Below are 16,858 nucleotides of genomic sequence, written 5' to 3'. Positions count from 1 at the left end.
TTCTTTCTTAATATATAATTGCTTCAAGTTGTTGGTGCTTATCTTTAAGTTGTGAAATTAATGATTCGTCTAATTCAAATGATAATAATTCATTGATCTGACTTTGAATATTATCTTCAATGCTATTGAATTGTTGTTCTGCTTCGTCAGACATTTGATCAACATATGTTTCAAGTTGTTGTCTTAAGCGACTAAAGTTAGGTTGAAGTAGTTCTAATGTACTTTGACAAATTGCTTCGTGAATATCTTTTTGAGCATTCGCATTTAAAATTTTAAGTTTCGTTAATTGTTTAGGCAATTCAGCCATCATATCGTTTAAATCAATATGAAGCAATGGTTGATCGACAACATATGGTTGTAAATTGAAGCGTGGATGTACAATAATATGCAATTGACTTAACTGTTGCAAGACAGGTGCAACTTGTTCGTCTAATTGTTGGTTAAAATATTTCTTAATTCTTTCAGTAATTAATGATTGCTCTAAAAACATTCTTTGATGAATTTGATCTAGATATATTTTAGTTGAATTTTTCTTTTCAGCATTGAAATCACTATTTTGCGTCATTTGACTGTTATAAACAGACTTAATATCATCCATTAACTGGAGCTTTAATCTTTGATTTAAATGATAGACTTGTTCTTCGACTTCATTATTCGTATGTTGGGTTGTAGTAGCAATTAATTGGTTTTCAAGTCTCTCTTTGTCTTTGTATGATTCTAATTTACGTTGACGTTTCGCGATATCATCTTTATTGGTTTCAAACTCTGAAATCATGTCTTGATAGGACTGATCAATTTGTTGGAGTTGATGAATCATTTGTTGTTCTAAGATAGTTTTAGATTCTACATCGACGAAATGTTGAATGCTTTCTTTTAATTGATCCATACCTTCATCACTTGATTTTAATGCTTCTCGACTAGACACACCAAATACTTCAGATTGTAATTGAACTTGGTTAAGTGCATCGGCAACATAATCTTTAACATCATTAAGGTCTTCATCACTTTCGGCTAAATCAACAGCATTAATAATCATTTTGAATGCTTGGTTTTCATTTAACTGATTCATATCTTTCATATGTTCAATGAATGCTTTGTCATTATCAGTAAATGAATGATTGAAATAACTGACGTATAAAATTAAGTCTGATGACGTAAGGATTTGTTCAGTTTCGTTTGTATGACGTTGGTTATTGGAATGTAAACCAAGTGAATCGACAACAATCTTACCTTTAAGCCATTCAACAGGTACTTGTAAATGTACTGTTTTAACGAAAGTTGCATATTCATCTTCGGCAGACCATTTTTTGACATCTTCTTGTGAAATGTGATGTACTTCCCCTTCTTCTAGCATATTGATATACATGTCGTAATGCTTTTCAACTGCTGAAATAAAGGCAAGTTGATTTTTTTCTAGTTTTGATTTTAATTGAGTAATATCGCTATTGATAAACTCATCTAAAGACGAGAATGACTGATTAAAGAACTCAAGTAATTGGTTAATCTCATCTAGTAATTGCTTTGATGATTTTAATGTAATGCTACTACTGTCCCCGTAAGTTAGTTCTGTGGTAGCTGCCGTTGTCGGATTTGGTGAGCTAACTAAGTAATTATCACCTAATAAAGCATTTATTAAACTACTCTTACCTGCACTAAATGTACCGAATACACCAATCTTAGTGATTTTTTGGTCTAAACGCGTGAGTGTTTGTTTAATATCCGTTTGTGTACGCTCGAATAATGGAATATCTTCGATGATATTTAAAGCTTTTTCTATATCTACTTGTGAACGACTTACTGTGTCATCACTGGCTTGAATATGGTCACGATGTTGATGGTGTGTTGTATCATGTTCTTCTTTAATAGTGAAATTCGCTTCAGTGCGACCAGTTAACTTATCTAAAGAGTCTTCCAAATGTATATAGTAATGTTGATAATTGCGTGTAGTGATGGAGTCTTTTAAGTTATTTAATTCTAAGTATCGTTGATATTCATCTGATGTATCATTATCTTCAGTTTCAATCTCATTAGCTTGTACATGTTGAATAGCTTTTTCAAATAACGGATTCGATTGACGTTCAACAAATTGATTGATTGCTTTAACCACTTCATCTGAAAAAGTTAATACATACGTATTACTAATCGTAATTTGCGGCTGATATAGTGATGAAACTAAATCATTTGGAATATCATATGATTGGTTAAGTATATGTTCGTTTATATTTTTTTGATTGATAAAACGCGTTAAGAATGACATGTCTTCACGCATAGGTTGACGTATTTGAGTATTAATCTTTTCTTGAAGCATGCTGATGGCTTTATCTAAACGTTCAGTTTGTGCTTCCTCTTTTTTTTTAGCCTTATTAAAGAGTCCACCTACTTTAAAGTCAGTAGCCTTACTTTCTAAATAAGAACGTAGTTGTTCTCGCATATCATGTGTCATAATATAGGCGTTTTCTAATATATCTTTACGTTTTTGTTTAAGGTACGCTTTTAATTTGTCTTTATCATTGAGTAGTTGTGCTTCTTCTGAAACGGCTTGTGTTTGTTGGAAATTTAAATAAGCTTGTTCAAACTCATCCTCTTCAATATTCAGGTATTCAAGTATACTTTGCATTTCATTTTGAATATATGAAAGTTGAGCATCTGTGATGAATGAAACAGTACGTTCCACATATGTTTCCATTGCCTCTCTATGCTTGTCTAAATACAATAGGTACTCTGATAATTCATCGATTTGATTTTTAGGATGATCGAATTTTGAGACGTAATATATATGTTGTAAATCGATGTCCCATTCATTGATTGATTTCTCAACTCTAGATTTGAATGTATCAAATGAAAGCTCATCATCATTATGTTTATCTATTTGATTAATGATAAATACTACTGGAATACCCACTTCATTAATTCTTTTCATAAATTGAAAATTAAGTGCAGATTGCACATGATTATAGTCAACAGTATAAAATAAAACATTACTCGTATACATAAATTGCTCAGTAGTTGTTTGATGTGTTGCGACATTAGAATCGACACCAGGTGTATCTTGGAATGTAAACCCTTTGTCGAATTTATCGGATTGGAAGTTAATCTCTACAGATTCTACATCTATATTTTGACGATTCATTTGTTTAACTTCATCATATGTTTTTAGCTTTGTGTATTGTTGGTTTGGCAAGTTTGCGATGATATCTTCTGAATCAGATACCGATACAATGGCTGTATTACTAGTAGTAGGTACTGGAGAGCTTGGTAGAATATCTTGCTCTAATAACAAGTTGATAAGTGTTGATTTACCAGCTGAAAAGTGACCAACAAATGATATTGTAAATTGATTTTTATATACTTTTTTAATCACTTGATTAATAGTATTTAGTAAAGCAGTGTTATTTGATTTTTCTACTTCTTTTTTTAATTTATATAAAATGTCTAACTGTTCTGTATGTGTCATGCGTATTAATCCCCTTTAGTTCAGTCAATAAAAAAGAAGAGATTAAGACAAAGTGATTTAAAATTCTATACCAAATTTTAATGTAAGTGACGTTGTCATAACCTCTTCTTAATAAGTCAGTTATCATAGATTATGATATTACTTAAAATATTATCATATATATCGTTTAAAACCTATGAATTTTAGGCAGGATTATTCAAACCATGAGGGTTTGTTGCCTTCAGTTCCTGGCTTAAATACACCGATATTCTCTTTTGAATGTAATTCAGGGTGCTTTGCAATTTGTACTGCTAAATTAGCGACACTTTTTCTTGATACTTCAGTACCTTCAAAAGCCCCTTCTTTACTGCTGATTTCATATATATTTTCATTTTTATCTGTTAACCAACCTGGTCTAATAATTGTATAGTCTAAGTCGGATTGCTCGATTGTATCAGCTGCTTGACGGTATAAGTTTAACTTGTCTCCAAACTGTTGCTTATTCCATTCATTGAAAGCTTCTGGTAACTCATCGTAAATACCAGGTGCAGCAATTAAAATTAATCGTTTAATACCTTTAGCATCCATCGCTTTAACAATCGTTTCAGCGTGACGATTTAATGAGCCAGAGGTACCAGTAAAAACAATATCTATATTGTCTAAGGCTTGTTCTAAATCTTGTTGGTTCTTAGCATCGCCTTCAAAGACTGTAACTCTGTTTGAAGCGTAGTCAGGGATACGATGTGCATTTCTTAAGAACAGGTTCACATTAAAGTTTGAATTCTCTAAGAAAATTTTTGTCGCTTCGATAGCCACACGTCCATTTGCCCCAATAATTAAAACATTCTTCATATTAATTACTCCTCTCAATAATAATGATTATTATATTTATTAATTATAAAAGTAATTTAAATTAAAACACTCTTAATCCAACCTTACTACAGTTGAATTGAGAGTGCTAATGAATTGATTTGATTTTAATCATTATGATTCTTTATTGATTTGTGGTTTCTTACCCCAATATTGATAATACGTACATTCGATATAGCCATTAAACAACTTACGGCGTTTTGTTGCTTTTTTATTAACTAAATGTTCGTATTCTTTATTACTTGTTAAGATATAAGTTGATAAATAATCGTGTTGTTTCATTAACTTACCAATATATCGATACATTTCTTCAACTTCGTCTCTATCACCGATACGTTCACCATAAGGTGGATTACCGATTAGTGCAATGGGTTCTTCAGTATCGATTGTTAATGTATTTACATCTTTTACACTGAATTGAATGATATCAGCTAATCCAACTTCTTCTGCATTGCGTTTTGCGATTTCAACCATCTCTGGGTCAATATCTGAGGCATATACTTGGATTTCTCTATCATAATTTGCGTGTTTGTCAGCTTCATCCCGCATATCGTCATAAATGTTTGGTGGCATAATATTCCATTCTTCAGATACAAAGTCTCTGTTAAATCCAGGTGCGATATTTTGTGCGATAAGACATGCTTCAATGGCAATAGTTCCTGAACCACAGAATGGATCGATAAGTGGTGTATCGCCAGTCCAATTAGCTAACTTAATCAAACTAGCAGCTAATGTTTCTTTAATAGGCGCTTCCCCTTGCGCTAAACGATAGCCACGTCGATTTAACCCTGAACCAGACGTATCAATGGTAAGAAGTGCTTTATCTTTTAATATGGATACTTCTACAGGATATTTTGCACCTGATTCGTTGAGCCATCCTTTTTCATTATATGCATGTTTAAGACGTTCTACGATTGCTTTTTTAGTAATAGCTTGGCAATCTGGCACGCTATATAAGGTAGATTTGACACTACGACCTTGGACTGGAAAGTTCCCTTGTTGGTCTATAATTGACTCCCATGGTAATGCTTTTGTTTTTTCAAATAATTCATCGAAGGTTGTTGCTTTAAATTGGCCCATGACAATTTTGACACGGTCTGCGGTACGTAGCCATAAGTTACATTTGACGATGGCGTTTTCGTCACCTTCAAAAAAGATACGCCCATTTTCTACTTGTGTTTCGTAACCTAGTTCTTGAATTTCTTTGGCTACGATTGATTCAAGCCCCATTGGACATACTGCTAATAATTGAAACATGCGTTGTTCTCCTTTTGGATTAATTTCGTTATGTTTATTCTAACAGAGTTAGATTTAAAATTTAATCATATAGTGTGATTCATTTCGGCTTATAGTTGATCATTTATAAATGTGAATACCGTTTATTGACATTAAAAAAGCTCTCCGTTGTATGGGAGAGCTAAACTAGTGGTGATATTTCTGTAAGCCATGTTCTGTTCCATTGTACTCATAACGTGCACTAGTCACACTGGTACGTTGGTGGTAACCATCTGTCTACACATAACAAATATATGCATGTGTCTCGTTTATACGTTGAATTCCGCTAAACAAGTGCTCCTACCTAATTTGGATTGCTCACTCGAGGGGTTTACCGCGTTCCACCTTTTATATTTCTATAAAAGCTACGTCACTGTGGCACTTTCAAACTATTCTAACCATATCAATTGACTTAGGTTATTTCGTTGCCGTCAAATTAATGCCTTGATTTATTGTTTCATCAAGCACGAACACTACAGCCATCTCAGACTGTGTGAGCATGGACTTTCCTCTATATCACTATAGCGATCACCCAAAATATCACCTTTGAGAGTATAACATAAAAAAAGGTTGAGACAAAGCTTTTTCAAGTATGATAGCAACATCTTCATTATTAAAAAGGAACATGTGTCACAATACTTATCAGTTATATGATATAACGCATTGGCTTATATCACACGGATTGTCTCAACCGATTCATTTATTATTTCCCAAATACAGCTTTTTCTAAATTAGAAATACGTTTTAAAATATCAACATTATTTGATGATGCATTGTTAGAACCATTTGAAGAAAAGTTTTTATTCTCTTGTGGTCTAGTTGTCGCTACGCGTAATCTTAATTCTTCAAGTTCTTTTTTCAGTTTGTGGTTTTCTTCGGAAAGTTTTACAACTTCGTTATTCATGTCTGCCATTTTTTGATAATCTGTAATAATATCATCTAAAAAAGCATCTACTTCTTCTCTTCTATAGCCACGAGCCATAGTTTTTTCAAAATCTTTTTCATAAATATCTTTCGCTGATAATTTTAATGAAACATCTGACATTTTTTCCACCTCATTCGAAACTTTGATCTTGAGACCACTGCAAGTCGTTGATGAATTCAGTGAGTTCATCAAACGTCACAATATCACAAGTATAGTTTGTTTTTTCCATAAAATCAACTAACATCGATTTGAAGAATTTAGGACTCGCTTCTTGTTCTTCATCGTATATTAATAATGTTTGGTCAGTATGGTCTAACATAAATTGGTCCGCTTGTTTAAATTGGAATGGCCCTTGATATTCTGAATGAAATACGCTTTCTAAGAAATCTGCTTGATTAATCATATTTATGTATTTCGTTTGAATTTGTTCATTCCATTTAGATGTATGACCTTCAAAAGGTGTAATAACACCTAATTTAAGTTCAGGATATGTTTCTTTTATTTCAATCACGACTTCTGCTGACCATAATTCTATTCCCATCTGCCCTTGAATTAATACCCATTCTAATCCTTCATCTAATAATTGTTTGATTTTATGTTTTATAAATTCCTTTAAATAGTAAACTTCAGGTGCATCATCTTTGAATATATTTAATTCATAAGATTTATACCCTGTGATATAAACAGTTTTAACCATAATCTCCCTCTTTAAACATGTTTATTTAAAATATTGTTCAAATCATATTGTACTGCTTTTATTTTTTCAGTGAAAAGTTTTCTACTTGTACGCTTAAAATGGCATTCAACGGATAATTCTTCTATATTCTTAATTAATAAGTCTAATTTTGGTTTATTCATATAAGTAGTATCAATGAGTGATTGCTCATATGGTTTTAGTTGATCTAGTAGTGAATCGATATGTCGAACATAAGGTTCAACCACTTTGTGAAAGTCTTTGTCTTCGTCATATTCTCTAACTTGTTCGTAAATGTCATTCATATGATTGACTTCCTCTATTAACTGTCGAATAGTATCTAGCATCTAGTTGCCTCCTACATGACTAATTTATCATAATGTTCTTAAAGCGTCATATCAAAGTGTTTAATAATGGACAAAAGCCAGAAAATATTATCAAAGTTGATATTAATTTATGATTTTTACATTAGTGCATTAATGACATGCTATTAAAGTGATAGAAAGATTGTCGATATACATGGAGATAAATGTGATTGTTTTTATTGTTTATTTGATGAAAGCACGTTAAAATAAGGTTTGATGTATTTTTGGTTAGTTAAATATACATTAATTTTATAAAAGTTTGGTAAATCGTAAATTGTTGTGTATAATAATTGCAGTTTACTACCAAGCTTGTGTGGTGAAATATATGAATTATCCTAATGGTCAACCATACAAAGAAAATAAGTCTTTGGACGGACGCAAATCGACGTCAAACTCAAGTAATATTGAGTATGGCGGACGAGGTATGTCACTTGAAAAAGATATAGAGCATTCTAATGCTTTTTATTTAAAGCGTGGCATCGCAGTCATTCACAAGAAACCTACGCCTGTACAGATAGTGAATGTTCATTATCCAAAAAGGAGTAAAGCTGTGATAAATGAAGCTTATTTTCGTACGCCTTCAACAACTGATTATAATGGTGTTTATAATGGCTATTATATTGATTTTGAAGCAAAGGAAACGAAGAACAAAACATCATTTCCTTTGAATAATATTCATGATCATCAAGTGGATCATATGAGAAACACATACCAACAACACGGTATTGTTTTTTTAATGATAAGATTTAAATCACTTGATGAAGTATATCTATTACCTTATTCTAAATTTGAATTCTTTTGGGATAGATATCAAAAGGATATTAAAAAATCAATAACAGTTGATGAAATACGAAAAAATGGTTACCATATTCCTTATCAGTATCAACCTAGATTGAATTACCTCAAAGCAGTTGATAAGTTGATATTAGATGAAAGTGAGGACCGCGTATGACGGAAAACAAAGGGTCTTCTCAGCCTAAGAAAAATGGCAGTAATGAGAAGTCCGACGAAAAAAAGAATAGAAATGTGAAGAGAACGATTATTAAGATTATTGGCTTTATGTTTATTGCCTTTATTGTTCTATTGTTGCTCGGTATCTTACTATTTGCATATTATGCATGGAAAGCACCTGCTTTTACAGAATCTAAGTTAGAGGATCCAATCCCTGCTAAGATTTATGATAAAAATGGTGACTTAGTCAAGACGTTAGATTATGGTCAACGTCATGAACATGTCAATCTCAAAGATGTACCACAAGGTATGAAAGATGCCGTATTAGCTACTGAAGATAATCGCTTCTATGATCACGGTGCTTTAGACTATAAACGTCTATTCGGTGCAGTTGGTAAAAACTTAACTGGTGGATTTGGTGCACAGGGTGCTTCTACTTTAACGCAACAAGTTGTTAAAGACGCATTCTTGTCTCAACAAAAATCTATCGGTCGTAAAGCACAAGAAGCTTACCTTTCTTACCGTTTAGAACAAGAGTATAGTAAAGATGAAATCTTCCAAGTTTACTTGAATAAGATTTACTACTCTGATGGTGTAACTGGTGTTAAAGCTGCTGCTAAGTACTACTTTAATAAAGATCTTAAAGATTTAAACTTAGCTGAAGAAGCATACTTAGCTGGTTTACCACAAGTACCTAATAATTATAATATTTATGATCATCCTAAAGAAGCTGAGAGTCGTAAAGATACAGTGCTATATTTAATGCATATGCATAAGAGAATTAGCGACAAAGAATATGAAAAAGCTAAGAAAATCGATCTTAAAGCTAATTTAGTTCAAAGAACTGATAAAGAACGTCAAAATACGACTGAAGAAAAAGATCCTGAATTAGCATCTTATGTGAACTTTGTTAAATCAGAATTAATGAATAACAAACATTTCAAAGATGAAAACTTAGGTAACGTTCTTCAAAGTGGTATTAAGATCTATACTAATATGGACAAAGACGTTCAACAAACGCTTCAAGATAAGATTAATAATGGTAGCTTCTACAAAAATGATGACCAACAAGTTGGTGCAACTATCTTAGATAGTAAAACTGGTGGTTTAGTAGCTATTTCTGGTGGACGTAATTATAAAGACGTTGTTGACAGAAACCAAGCTACAGATGCTCACCCTACTGGTTCATCACTGAAACCATTCTTAGCTTATGGTCCAGCAATAGAAAATATGCATTGGGCAACAAACCATGCGCTTCAAGATGAATCATCATATCAAGTTGATGGATCAACATTCCGAAACTATGATACTAAGAGTCATGGTACAGTAAACATCTATGATGCTTTACGTCAAAGTTTCAATATTCCAGCCTTAAAAGCATGGCAACAAACAAAAGAACATGCTGGTAATGATGCACCTAAGAAATTCGCATCTAAAGTTGGTTTAGATTACGAAGGTAAAATCGGACCTTCTGAGGTATTAGGTGGTTCTTCATCTGAATTCTCACCTACTCAATTAGCATCAGCATTTGCTGCAATTGCTAATGGTGGTACGTATAACAATGCACATTCAATTCAAAAAGTTATCACTCATGATGGCGATACGATTGAATATGATCATACAAGCCATAAAGCAATGAAAGATTCTACAGCATACATGTTAGCTGAAATGCTTAAAGGTACTTTCAAAGCTTACGGTTCTGCTTATGGACACGGTGTATCTGGCATTAATATGGGTGCTAAAACAGGTACAGGTACTTATGGTGCTGAAATTTATAGTCAATATAACTTACCTGATAATGCAGCCAAAGACGTTTGGATTAACGGATTCTCACCTCAATACACTATGTCAGTGTGGATGGGCTTCAACAAAGTTAAAGAATACGGTACAAACTCATTCGTTGGACATTCAGAACAAGAATATCCACAATACCTATTCGAAGACGTTATGTCAGACATTTCATCTAGAGATGGTAAAGACTTTGAAAAACCAAGCTCAGTTGAAGGTAGCGATCCAGACTCATTATCTGTTAGTGGTCACCCTGACAACGATACTACTAATAAGAGTACGCATGGTGACAGCGATTCTTCATCATCTAACAGTAGTAACACAAACGGATCAAATGGTTCATCAAATAGTTCAAATGGCAGTTCACAACAACAAGGTACTAGCTCACAACAACAAAGTGGCAATGCCTTAACTCGTCTATTCAGTTTTAATGCGATATTTAACAATAAAGCATCATAACTCATAGACGAAAAGCACAAACCTTACAACAAGGTTTGTGCTTTTTTTTTATGTCCGAATATACAAATAAACTCGCTAATGACAAATATGTCTAGTTAGCGAGTTTATGATAAAGTACTTCTAATCTTTTATTTTCTCTTTTTTCGAATTTGATATGAGGCATTCATTTTAATCAGCTCTGTTTTTAAAGTTTTCATTTGTCTATATCCCATAAAATGATATTTTCGAGCTTGTATATATTGATAACGCTCTGAAAAGTTCATTGGAACAACTGGATAATCATCTAATAAAGCTAAGTCAAAATCACTGATTTCATTAATTTGCTTAAAATAATCTATAATCATATCAAAATAGTCATCGAGTAAAGGTTTAGCTTCTGATGAATTTAACTTTTTTTGACTTGCTAATGTATCAAGTTGTTGTTCCAATTCCTCAAAGTCCTGTTTTTCAATCATTTATTTCACACTTCTTTCAAACTTGCTTTATATCGTTTCTGGCCTTCTCTACAATCATTGAATAAAGGACAAATATCACATTTAGGCTTACGAGCTAAGCAATGATATCTCCCAAAGAAAATGAGTTGATGGTGACTTTTGTTCCATCGTTCTTTAGGTATGACAGAGCAAAGTCTATCTTCAACTTGTCTCACATTATCTTTCCAACGGTTAATACCTAATCGTTTAGATACTCGTTCTACATGGGTATCGACAGCAAGTGAAGGTTCGTTAAATGCAACACTCATGACTACGTTTGCAGTTTTACGTCCTACACCTGCTAAACTTTCTAACTCTTGATGTGTTTGTGGAATTTCACCATCAAACTTGTTTAATAATGACTGACATAATTTTTTGATATTTTTGGCTTTATTTCTATATAATCCAATTGATTTAATATCGTTTTGTAATTCCTCATCACTGACATTCAAATAGTCTTCGGGTGTTTTATATTTAGCAAATAATGATTTAGTTACTTTATTGACTAAGATATCCGTACATTGTGCTGATAAGAGCACGGCAATTGTGAGTTCGAATGCATTATCATGTCTTAATTCGCATTCTGCATCTGGGAACATATCTGCTATGACATCAATCATTTCTAATGCTTTTTTCTTACTTATCATCTGATTTCTCTCCATTTAGCCAATCAAATTTAGGCACCTTTTTAACTGTATGTTTCATTTTAGGTTGATTAAATTGTTTACGAATTTCTTTTGAATCATCGATTGTTTTAACATTATTCTTCTTCCAATTTAATAATATACGATCCATATATTTAAAGCTTAACTTGTTCTGACTATTGGCTTCATCTAGTGCTGCTTGAATAATATCAATATCGTGTTGATCAACATCGATCCATTGATTTAATGTTTCTATTTCATAAGGTGATAAAGGTCTCGCAAAGGTTTGCTCAATCATTTGGAATAAAGTTTTAAACTTTTCTTTATCGCTTTGTACATTGGTAGTCATTGTTTCTTTTTTGAGTAATTGACTTAATTTCTCATAAAAAGGATCTAAATTCATGTATTCAGTGAAGCGACCTTCTTCATCTTTATTAACATTTAATTCTAAGAGTTCACGTTGAATTAAATTTTGAATAACTGCCGTTACTTCACGTGGTTGCATATTAGACCCTTTTTGTAATAATTCTATAGATGGTTGCTTGTTTGATGTTTCAGATGCATAGATGAGTTTAATTAATATAATTAAGTCTTGTTCATCTAATCCTAATTCACTATAATGATCAAGCAATTCTCGCCGAATAACGACAGGTCTCGTTTTTAATTGAAATTTATCCATCTTACCCCTCCCATCATTATTTGTACTTAAGAAATTATACAAGATATAGCTAATATAAAAATCTAGCCTGTGACATGATTTTATGTCCCAGGCTTAATAAGTGTAGTATCTATCTAAATTGAATTCATTCAATATTATGGGTATAAACGATTTAATAAACGTGGGAATGGTGACGTTTCTCGCACGTGTTCTACACCAGAGATCCAAGCAACAGTACGTTCTAAACCAAGTCCAAAACCACTGTGAGGTACGCTACCATAGCGGCGTAAATCTAGGTAATAACTATAGGCTTCTGGATCTAATTCGTGTTCATTAATACGTTGTTCTAGTAATTCTAAATCATTAATACGTTCAGAACCACCAATAATTTCACCGTAACCTTCTGGTGCAATTAAATCAGCACATAATACAGTATCTTCATTATCTGGATTTGGTTGCATATAGAATGGCTTAATTTTAGTTGGGTAATTTGTGATAAATACTGGTAAGTCATAATGATTTGCAATAGCTGTTTCATGTGGTGCACCGAAATCTTCGCCCCACTCGATATCATCGAAGCCTTCTTCTTTCAAGAACTTAACAGCATCATCATACGTTATTCTTGGGAATGGCGCTGCTACTTTTTCTAATTTAGAAGTGTCACGATCTAATGCTTTAAGCTCTAACTGACAATTTTTAAGTACTGATTGAACGACATGTGCAACATATTGTTCTTGTACTTCTAAGCTTTCTGCGTGTTCAGTAAATGCCATTTCTGGTTCAATCATCCAGAATTCAATTAAATGACGTCTTGTTTTTGATTTTTCAGCTCTGAAAGTTGGACCAAATGAAAATACGCGACCATGTGCCATTGCTGCTGCTTCCATATATAATTGTCCACTTTGTGATAAGAAGGCATCTTCATCAAAATATTTTGTATGGAATAATTCACTTGTACCTTCTGGTGCACTCGCTGTTAAAATAGGTGGATCAATTTTAGTGAAACCATTTTCATTAAAGAACTCATATGTTGCTCTAATGATTTCATTTCTAATTTTCATCACGGCATGTTGTTTTTTAGAACGTAACCATAAGTGACGATGATCCATTAAGAACTCTGTACCATGGTTCTTTGGTGTGATTGGATAATCATGTGCTTCGTGAATGACTTCGATAGATTTTACTTGCATTTCATAACCTAAGTCTGAACGATTATCCTCTGTAATTGTACCTGTTACATATAAAGAAGACTCTTGTGTAATTTCTTTAGATAAGTTAAAAACGTCTTCGTCTACTTCAGATTTAACTACGACACCTTGCATAAATCCAGTTCCATCACGTAATTGTAAAAACGCAATTTTACCACTTGAACGTTTGTTAGTTAACCAAGCACCGATTGTCACTTCTTGGTTAAGATGTTGCTTTGCTTGTTTAATCGTTGTTTTCATAACCAGTCTCCTATTTTTATCTTTTTTCAATACCTGTTTATTTTAACAAAATATGTAGGTAACTTCTACAACTTGAATTAAAAGTATGTGCATATACTCACGATTTAAATATGATATGAATTTAAAATGGTAATCACAGTGAAGCGTGATTACCATTTTGATTATTGATTGATGTCTTTATCAACTGTCTTTTGAATTTGCTTCAATAATTTACTAAATTGATTCAAATCACCCTTTTTCTGGCGATAATTTTCTAATGTTTGTTCAAAGAAACTTTTATAATTACTATTTACTAAGCGATCATCGAATGACACAATTAATCCTTTATCATTTTCATGTCGTATTAAACGACCTAACCCTTGTCTAAATCGGGTAACGGCATCAGGTAATACATAATCTTTGAAGGTAGATTCAAATTCTGAATCCATTAGCCAATATTTGGCATTGTTTTTATTCATAAATGGCAATTTAGCAATCATGACACATTTGATGCCATTTGCTTGAAAGTCAAATCCTTCAAAGAACGTAGAGGTGCCTAGTAATATAGATTTATCGAAGTGATTAAATTGTTGAACGATTTTGTAATTTTGATTTTGTTGCTGTGTTAAGATGACATAATCCTCAAATTCTGGTAATTCATTTAACATATCTTGAACCATATGCATCATTTTATAGCTTGTAAATAATATGAGACATTTAGATTCGGTAGTGTTGGTATATTCTATAACATAATTGACAATGGATGCGACATAATCATCAATATTTTTATAGTTATAAGGTGCCACATCTGATGGTATAAAAACATTCGTATTTTTAGTATTTTGAACTGATGTCGTGACTTCATACGTATTAAATTGAATATCCTTATTGAACCAATTTTTGAAGGAATCGAATGAATGATTGAATGTTAATGTACCTGAAATAAATGTTAAAGCATTAAATTTATCTAATACTTGTTGCGTCAAAATGTCTTTAACAGCGTAATCTTTAACGAATAAGCGTATAGTGGATTTCTGACTTAAGTTTTTAATAGAGATAAAGCTTGTATGATGATTTTTTAAACTTTGTTCTATTTGTCTAAAGCGTTCTTTTAGATATAGTAGCTGTTTACGCATTGTTTTAATCGTTTTATGACTCATACCATTAAAGACTTCTAATGTTTTATTAAGTTTGTTTATTAAAAGATGCAAGTCCTTCAGAATTTGGTCATTTTCAAATTCATAGACATAGTGATATTTATGAATATCGTCGTCATAAACGTCTGAGCTTTGTACGATATCATAAATATCGTCAAATAAACGTTCATTAAGATCATGTATGTCATTAATATTAGATTTCAAACCAAACACATCGATGGGTGCAATATCTAGCTTTTCTAAAATACGTTGTTGTTCTAAATGATCAATGGCTTTTAGAAGTTTTTCATTTTCGTTTTTACCAATTAAGCCCAACTGATATTTAATATCTGCATAGTTTAACTCATTAGTTACTTGATTAAGAGCATAATCTGGTAATCGATGTGCTTCATCAATGATACAATCATCAAACAATTGATATATAGAATTTTCAGCATCCGAATGGATTAGATGTGCATGGTTAGTAATACCAATTTGGATGTTCTGCGCATTACGTTTGAGATAATTATAGTAATGTATATCATGACGGACTGGCACATAGGTTTCAATCTTCTGATCGAAATACATTTTCTGTCCGCCTTTTAAATTCAATTCTTGAATATCACCTGTTTGTGTTTCAGTAATCCATATTAATAATTGCATTTTAAGAATACTAACTTCGTAATTATTCGTTTCTTCTTTTAGGATTTGGCTAATTAAGCCTAAAGAGATATAGTCATTTTTGCTCTTAATTAATGTAGCATTGACTTTAAAATCAAGTGCTTGATTGAGCGCTGGAATATCCTTTTCTAATAACTGACTTTGTAATAATTTGGTATTTGTTGAAATCATCACATGTCTACCAGTTTCAATATTATACATTAACGCTGCTAATAGATAAGCTAATGATTTACCGCTTCCAAGAGGCGCTTCTATCATTGCTTTTTCACTATGCATAAGTTGTTCTAATATGATTTCAGACAAATAGAGTTGTTGTGGTCGATAGGTTAAGCCTAATTGTTTTGTTGCTTTTTTATATAATGTTTTCAATGATCCGTTAAATTCTGTAACTGGCCCTTTTAAATCGACTTGCTTTTTATAGATGATTTGTTCGAATTGACCATATTGACTGTCTAATGCCACGTTATTATGTTGGCGTACCATTTCAAATAAAATGTGATATAAATCATATTTTAAGTCCTTACTTAAGTAATATAATTGTTTTAATGTATCTAATGGTAATTGTTCGAACTTTTCGAAGGCTTTAATCATGAGTTGAGCTGTAGTTGTCGCATCTTCATCAGCTCTATGTGCATTGTTTAAAGGAATATCATGCGCCTCAGCTAATTCGCTAAGTTGATAGCTTTTATCAGTTGGAAATGCAATTTTAAATAGCTCTAATGTATCCAACACACGTTTTGGACGGTATTTGATATTGCAATTTTTAAATGCCTTTTTAATGAAATTTAAATCAAAGGCGACATTATGTGCAACAAATACACAATCTTGTAATTGTTGATAAATATCATGGGCAATTTCTTTGAAATACGGTGCCTTTTCAAGCATTGTTTCTTCTATAGAAGTGAGTGCTTGAATAAACGGTGGTATATCCAAATCAGTTCTGATCATTGAATGATATGTACCTATTATTTTGTTTTGTCGAACGAATGTAATGCCAATTTGAATAATATCATCATAATCAAGTTGATTACCTGTTGTTTCCAAATCAACAACTGCATATGTTGCTATGCCCATAGCTA

General features: G+C 32.2%; 13 protein-coding genes and 1 other RNA gene. 2 read left to right on the top strand and 12 right to left on the bottom strand.

What is annotated here, in order from left to right; all coding sequences use genetic code 11:
- Positions 1-7: 7 nt before the first annotated feature.
- The 7 genes from JX000_RS06505 to JX000_RS06475 form a co-directional block, all read right to left on the bottom strand.
- Positions 8-3,454 carry a dynamin family protein gene (locus JX000_RS06505; RefSeq protein WP_206140527.1) on the bottom strand — a complete coding sequence of 1,149 codons (3,447 nt, stop codon included), beginning with the start codon at positions 3,452-3,454 and terminating at the stop codon, positions 8-10.
- Between the two features lie 192 nt (positions 3,455-3,646).
- Positions 3,647-4,285, bottom strand: coding sequence for an SDR family oxidoreductase (locus tag JX000_RS06500; protein ID WP_049424105.1), 639 nt, complete (start codon positions 4,283-4,285; stop codon positions 3,647-3,649).
- 132 nt (positions 4,286-4,417) lie between these two features.
- A complete protein-coding gene (locus tag JX000_RS06495) occupies positions 4,418-5,560 on the bottom strand; it encodes a THUMP domain-containing class I SAM-dependent RNA methyltransferase (RefSeq protein ID WP_049424107.1) in 1,143 nt (380 codons plus the stop codon).
- 178 nt (positions 5,561-5,738) lie between these two features.
- Positions 5,739-6,118: RNase P RNA component class B (rnpB, locus tag JX000_RS06490), an RNA gene on the bottom strand.
- A 163-nt stretch (positions 6,119-6,281) separates the two neighbouring features.
- Entirely contained in the window at positions 6,282-6,623 is a 342-nt protein-coding gene (gpsB, locus tag JX000_RS06485) for a cell division regulator GpsB (protein ID WP_002451159.1), read from the bottom strand.
- A 10-nt stretch (positions 6,624-6,633) separates the two neighbouring features.
- The gene (locus JX000_RS06480) at positions 6,634-7,200 is read right to left on the bottom strand and encodes an SLOG family protein (protein ID WP_049424108.1); all 567 of its coding nucleotides are present in this window, start codon (positions 7,198-7,200) and stop codon (positions 6,634-6,636) included.
- 11 nt (positions 7,201-7,211) lie between these two features.
- A complete protein-coding gene (locus JX000_RS06475) occupies positions 7,212-7,544 on the bottom strand; it encodes a DUF1798 family protein (protein ID WP_002451157.1) in 333 nt (110 codons plus the stop codon).
- 343 nt (positions 7,545-7,887) lie between these two features.
- Here JX000_RS06475 and recU point away from each other — a divergent pair, with 343 nt between their 5' ends.
- Both recU and JX000_RS06465 read left to right on the top strand, forming a co-directional pair.
- A complete protein-coding gene (gene recU / locus JX000_RS06470; RefSeq protein WP_002451156.1) occupies positions 7,888-8,514 on the top strand; it encodes a Holliday junction resolvase RecU in 627 nt (208 codons plus the stop codon).
- Complete coding sequence (locus JX000_RS06465) at positions 8,511-10,760, top strand: transglycosylase domain-containing protein (RefSeq protein WP_206140526.1); 2,250 nt, start codon at positions 8,511-8,513, stop codon at positions 10,758-10,760. The genes recU and JX000_RS06465 overlap by 4 nt, the downstream gene beginning before the upstream one ends.
- Before the next feature lie 128 nt (positions 10,761-10,888).
- On the opposite strand, the gene JX000_RS06460 is transcribed toward JX000_RS06465, so the two are convergent.
- The 5 genes from JX000_RS06460 to JX000_RS06440 all read right to left on the bottom strand — a co-directional run bounded on the left by JX000_RS06460 (position 10,889) and on the right by JX000_RS06440 (position 16,853).
- On the bottom strand, positions 10,889-11,215 hold the full coding sequence (locus JX000_RS06460; protein WP_049424112.1) for a YpoC family protein: 327 nt from the start codon (positions 11,213-11,215) through the stop codon (positions 10,889-10,891).
- A 5-nt stretch (positions 11,216-11,220) separates the two neighbouring features.
- On the bottom strand, positions 11,221-11,880 hold the full coding sequence (nth, locus tag JX000_RS06455; RefSeq protein ID WP_049424113.1) for an endonuclease III: 660 nt from the start codon (positions 11,878-11,880) through the stop codon (positions 11,221-11,223).
- Entirely contained in the window at positions 11,870-12,556 is a 687-nt protein-coding gene (locus JX000_RS06450; protein WP_002451152.1) for a DnaD domain-containing protein, read from the bottom strand. The genes nth and JX000_RS06450 overlap by 11 nt, the downstream gene beginning before the upstream one ends.
- Positions 12,557-12,690: 134 nt before the next feature.
- Positions 12,691-13,983, bottom strand: a complete 1,293-nt coding sequence (gene asnS / locus JX000_RS06445; protein ID WP_002451151.1) for an asparagine--tRNA ligase — start codon at positions 13,981-13,983, stop codon at positions 12,691-12,693.
- Positions 13,984-14,144: 161 nt separating this feature from the next.
- Positions 14,145-16,853 (bottom strand): helicase C-terminal domain-containing protein, encoded by a 2,709-nt coding sequence (locus tag JX000_RS06440; RefSeq protein WP_049424116.1) that lies wholly within the window; start codon positions 16,851-16,853, stop codon positions 14,145-14,147.
- Positions 16,854-16,858 lie beyond the last annotated feature (5 nt).

Source organism: Staphylococcus sp. SB1-57 (genome assembly GCF_017086425.1).
Lineage (GTDB): Bacteria > Bacillota > Bacilli > Staphylococcales > Staphylococcaceae > Staphylococcus > Staphylococcus warneri_A.
Note: the sequence above shows the minus strand (reverse complement) of the source record. Positions and strands in the feature narration are given on the sequence as shown.

Excerpts from the sequence above, each read along its gene's own strand:
- JX000_RS06495 (WP_049424107.1), bottom strand. The coding sequence starts at position 5,560 with ATGTTTCAATTATTAGCAGTATGTCCAATGGGGCTTGAATCAATCGTA.
- JX000_RS06450 (WP_002451152.1), bottom strand. The coding sequence starts at position 12,556 with ATGGATAAATTTCAATTAAAAACGAGACCTGTCGTTATTCGGCGAGAA.
- JX000_RS06505 (WP_206140527.1), bottom strand. The coding sequence starts at position 3,454 with ATGACACATACAGAACAGTTAGACATTTTATATAAATTAAAAAAAGAA.
- JX000_RS06500 (WP_049424105.1), bottom strand. The coding sequence starts at position 4,285 with ATGAAGAATGTTTTAATTATTGGGGCAAATGGACGTGTGGCTATCGAA.
- recU (WP_002451156.1), top strand. The coding sequence starts at position 7,888 with ATGAATTATCCTAATGGTCAACCATACAAAGAAAATAAGTCTTTGGAC.
- nth (WP_049424113.1), bottom strand. The coding sequence starts at position 11,880 with ATGATAAGTAAGAAAAAAGCATTAGAAATGATTGATGTCATAGCAGAT.
- JX000_RS06465 (WP_206140526.1), top strand. The coding sequence starts at position 8,511 with ATGACGGAAAACAAAGGGTCTTCTCAGCCTAAGAAAAATGGCAGTAAT.
- JX000_RS06480 (WP_049424108.1), bottom strand. The coding sequence starts at position 7,200 with ATGGTTAAAACTGTTTATATCACAGGGTATAAATCTTATGAATTAAAT.
- JX000_RS06440 (WP_049424116.1), bottom strand. The coding sequence starts at position 16,853 with ATGGGCATAGCAACATATGCAGTTGTTGATTTGGAAACAACAGGTAAT.
- asnS (WP_002451151.1), bottom strand. The coding sequence starts at position 13,983 with ATGAAAACAACGATTAAACAAGCAAAGCAACATCTTAACCAAGAAGTG.
- JX000_RS06475 (WP_002451157.1), bottom strand. The coding sequence starts at position 7,544 with ATGCTAGATACTATTCGACAGTTAATAGAGGAAGTCAATCATATGAAT.
- gpsB (WP_002451159.1), bottom strand. The coding sequence starts at position 6,623 with ATGTCAGATGTTTCATTAAAATTATCAGCGAAAGATATTTATGAAAAA.
- JX000_RS06460 (WP_049424112.1), bottom strand. The coding sequence starts at position 11,215 with ATGATTGAAAAACAGGACTTTGAGGAATTGGAACAACAACTTGATACA.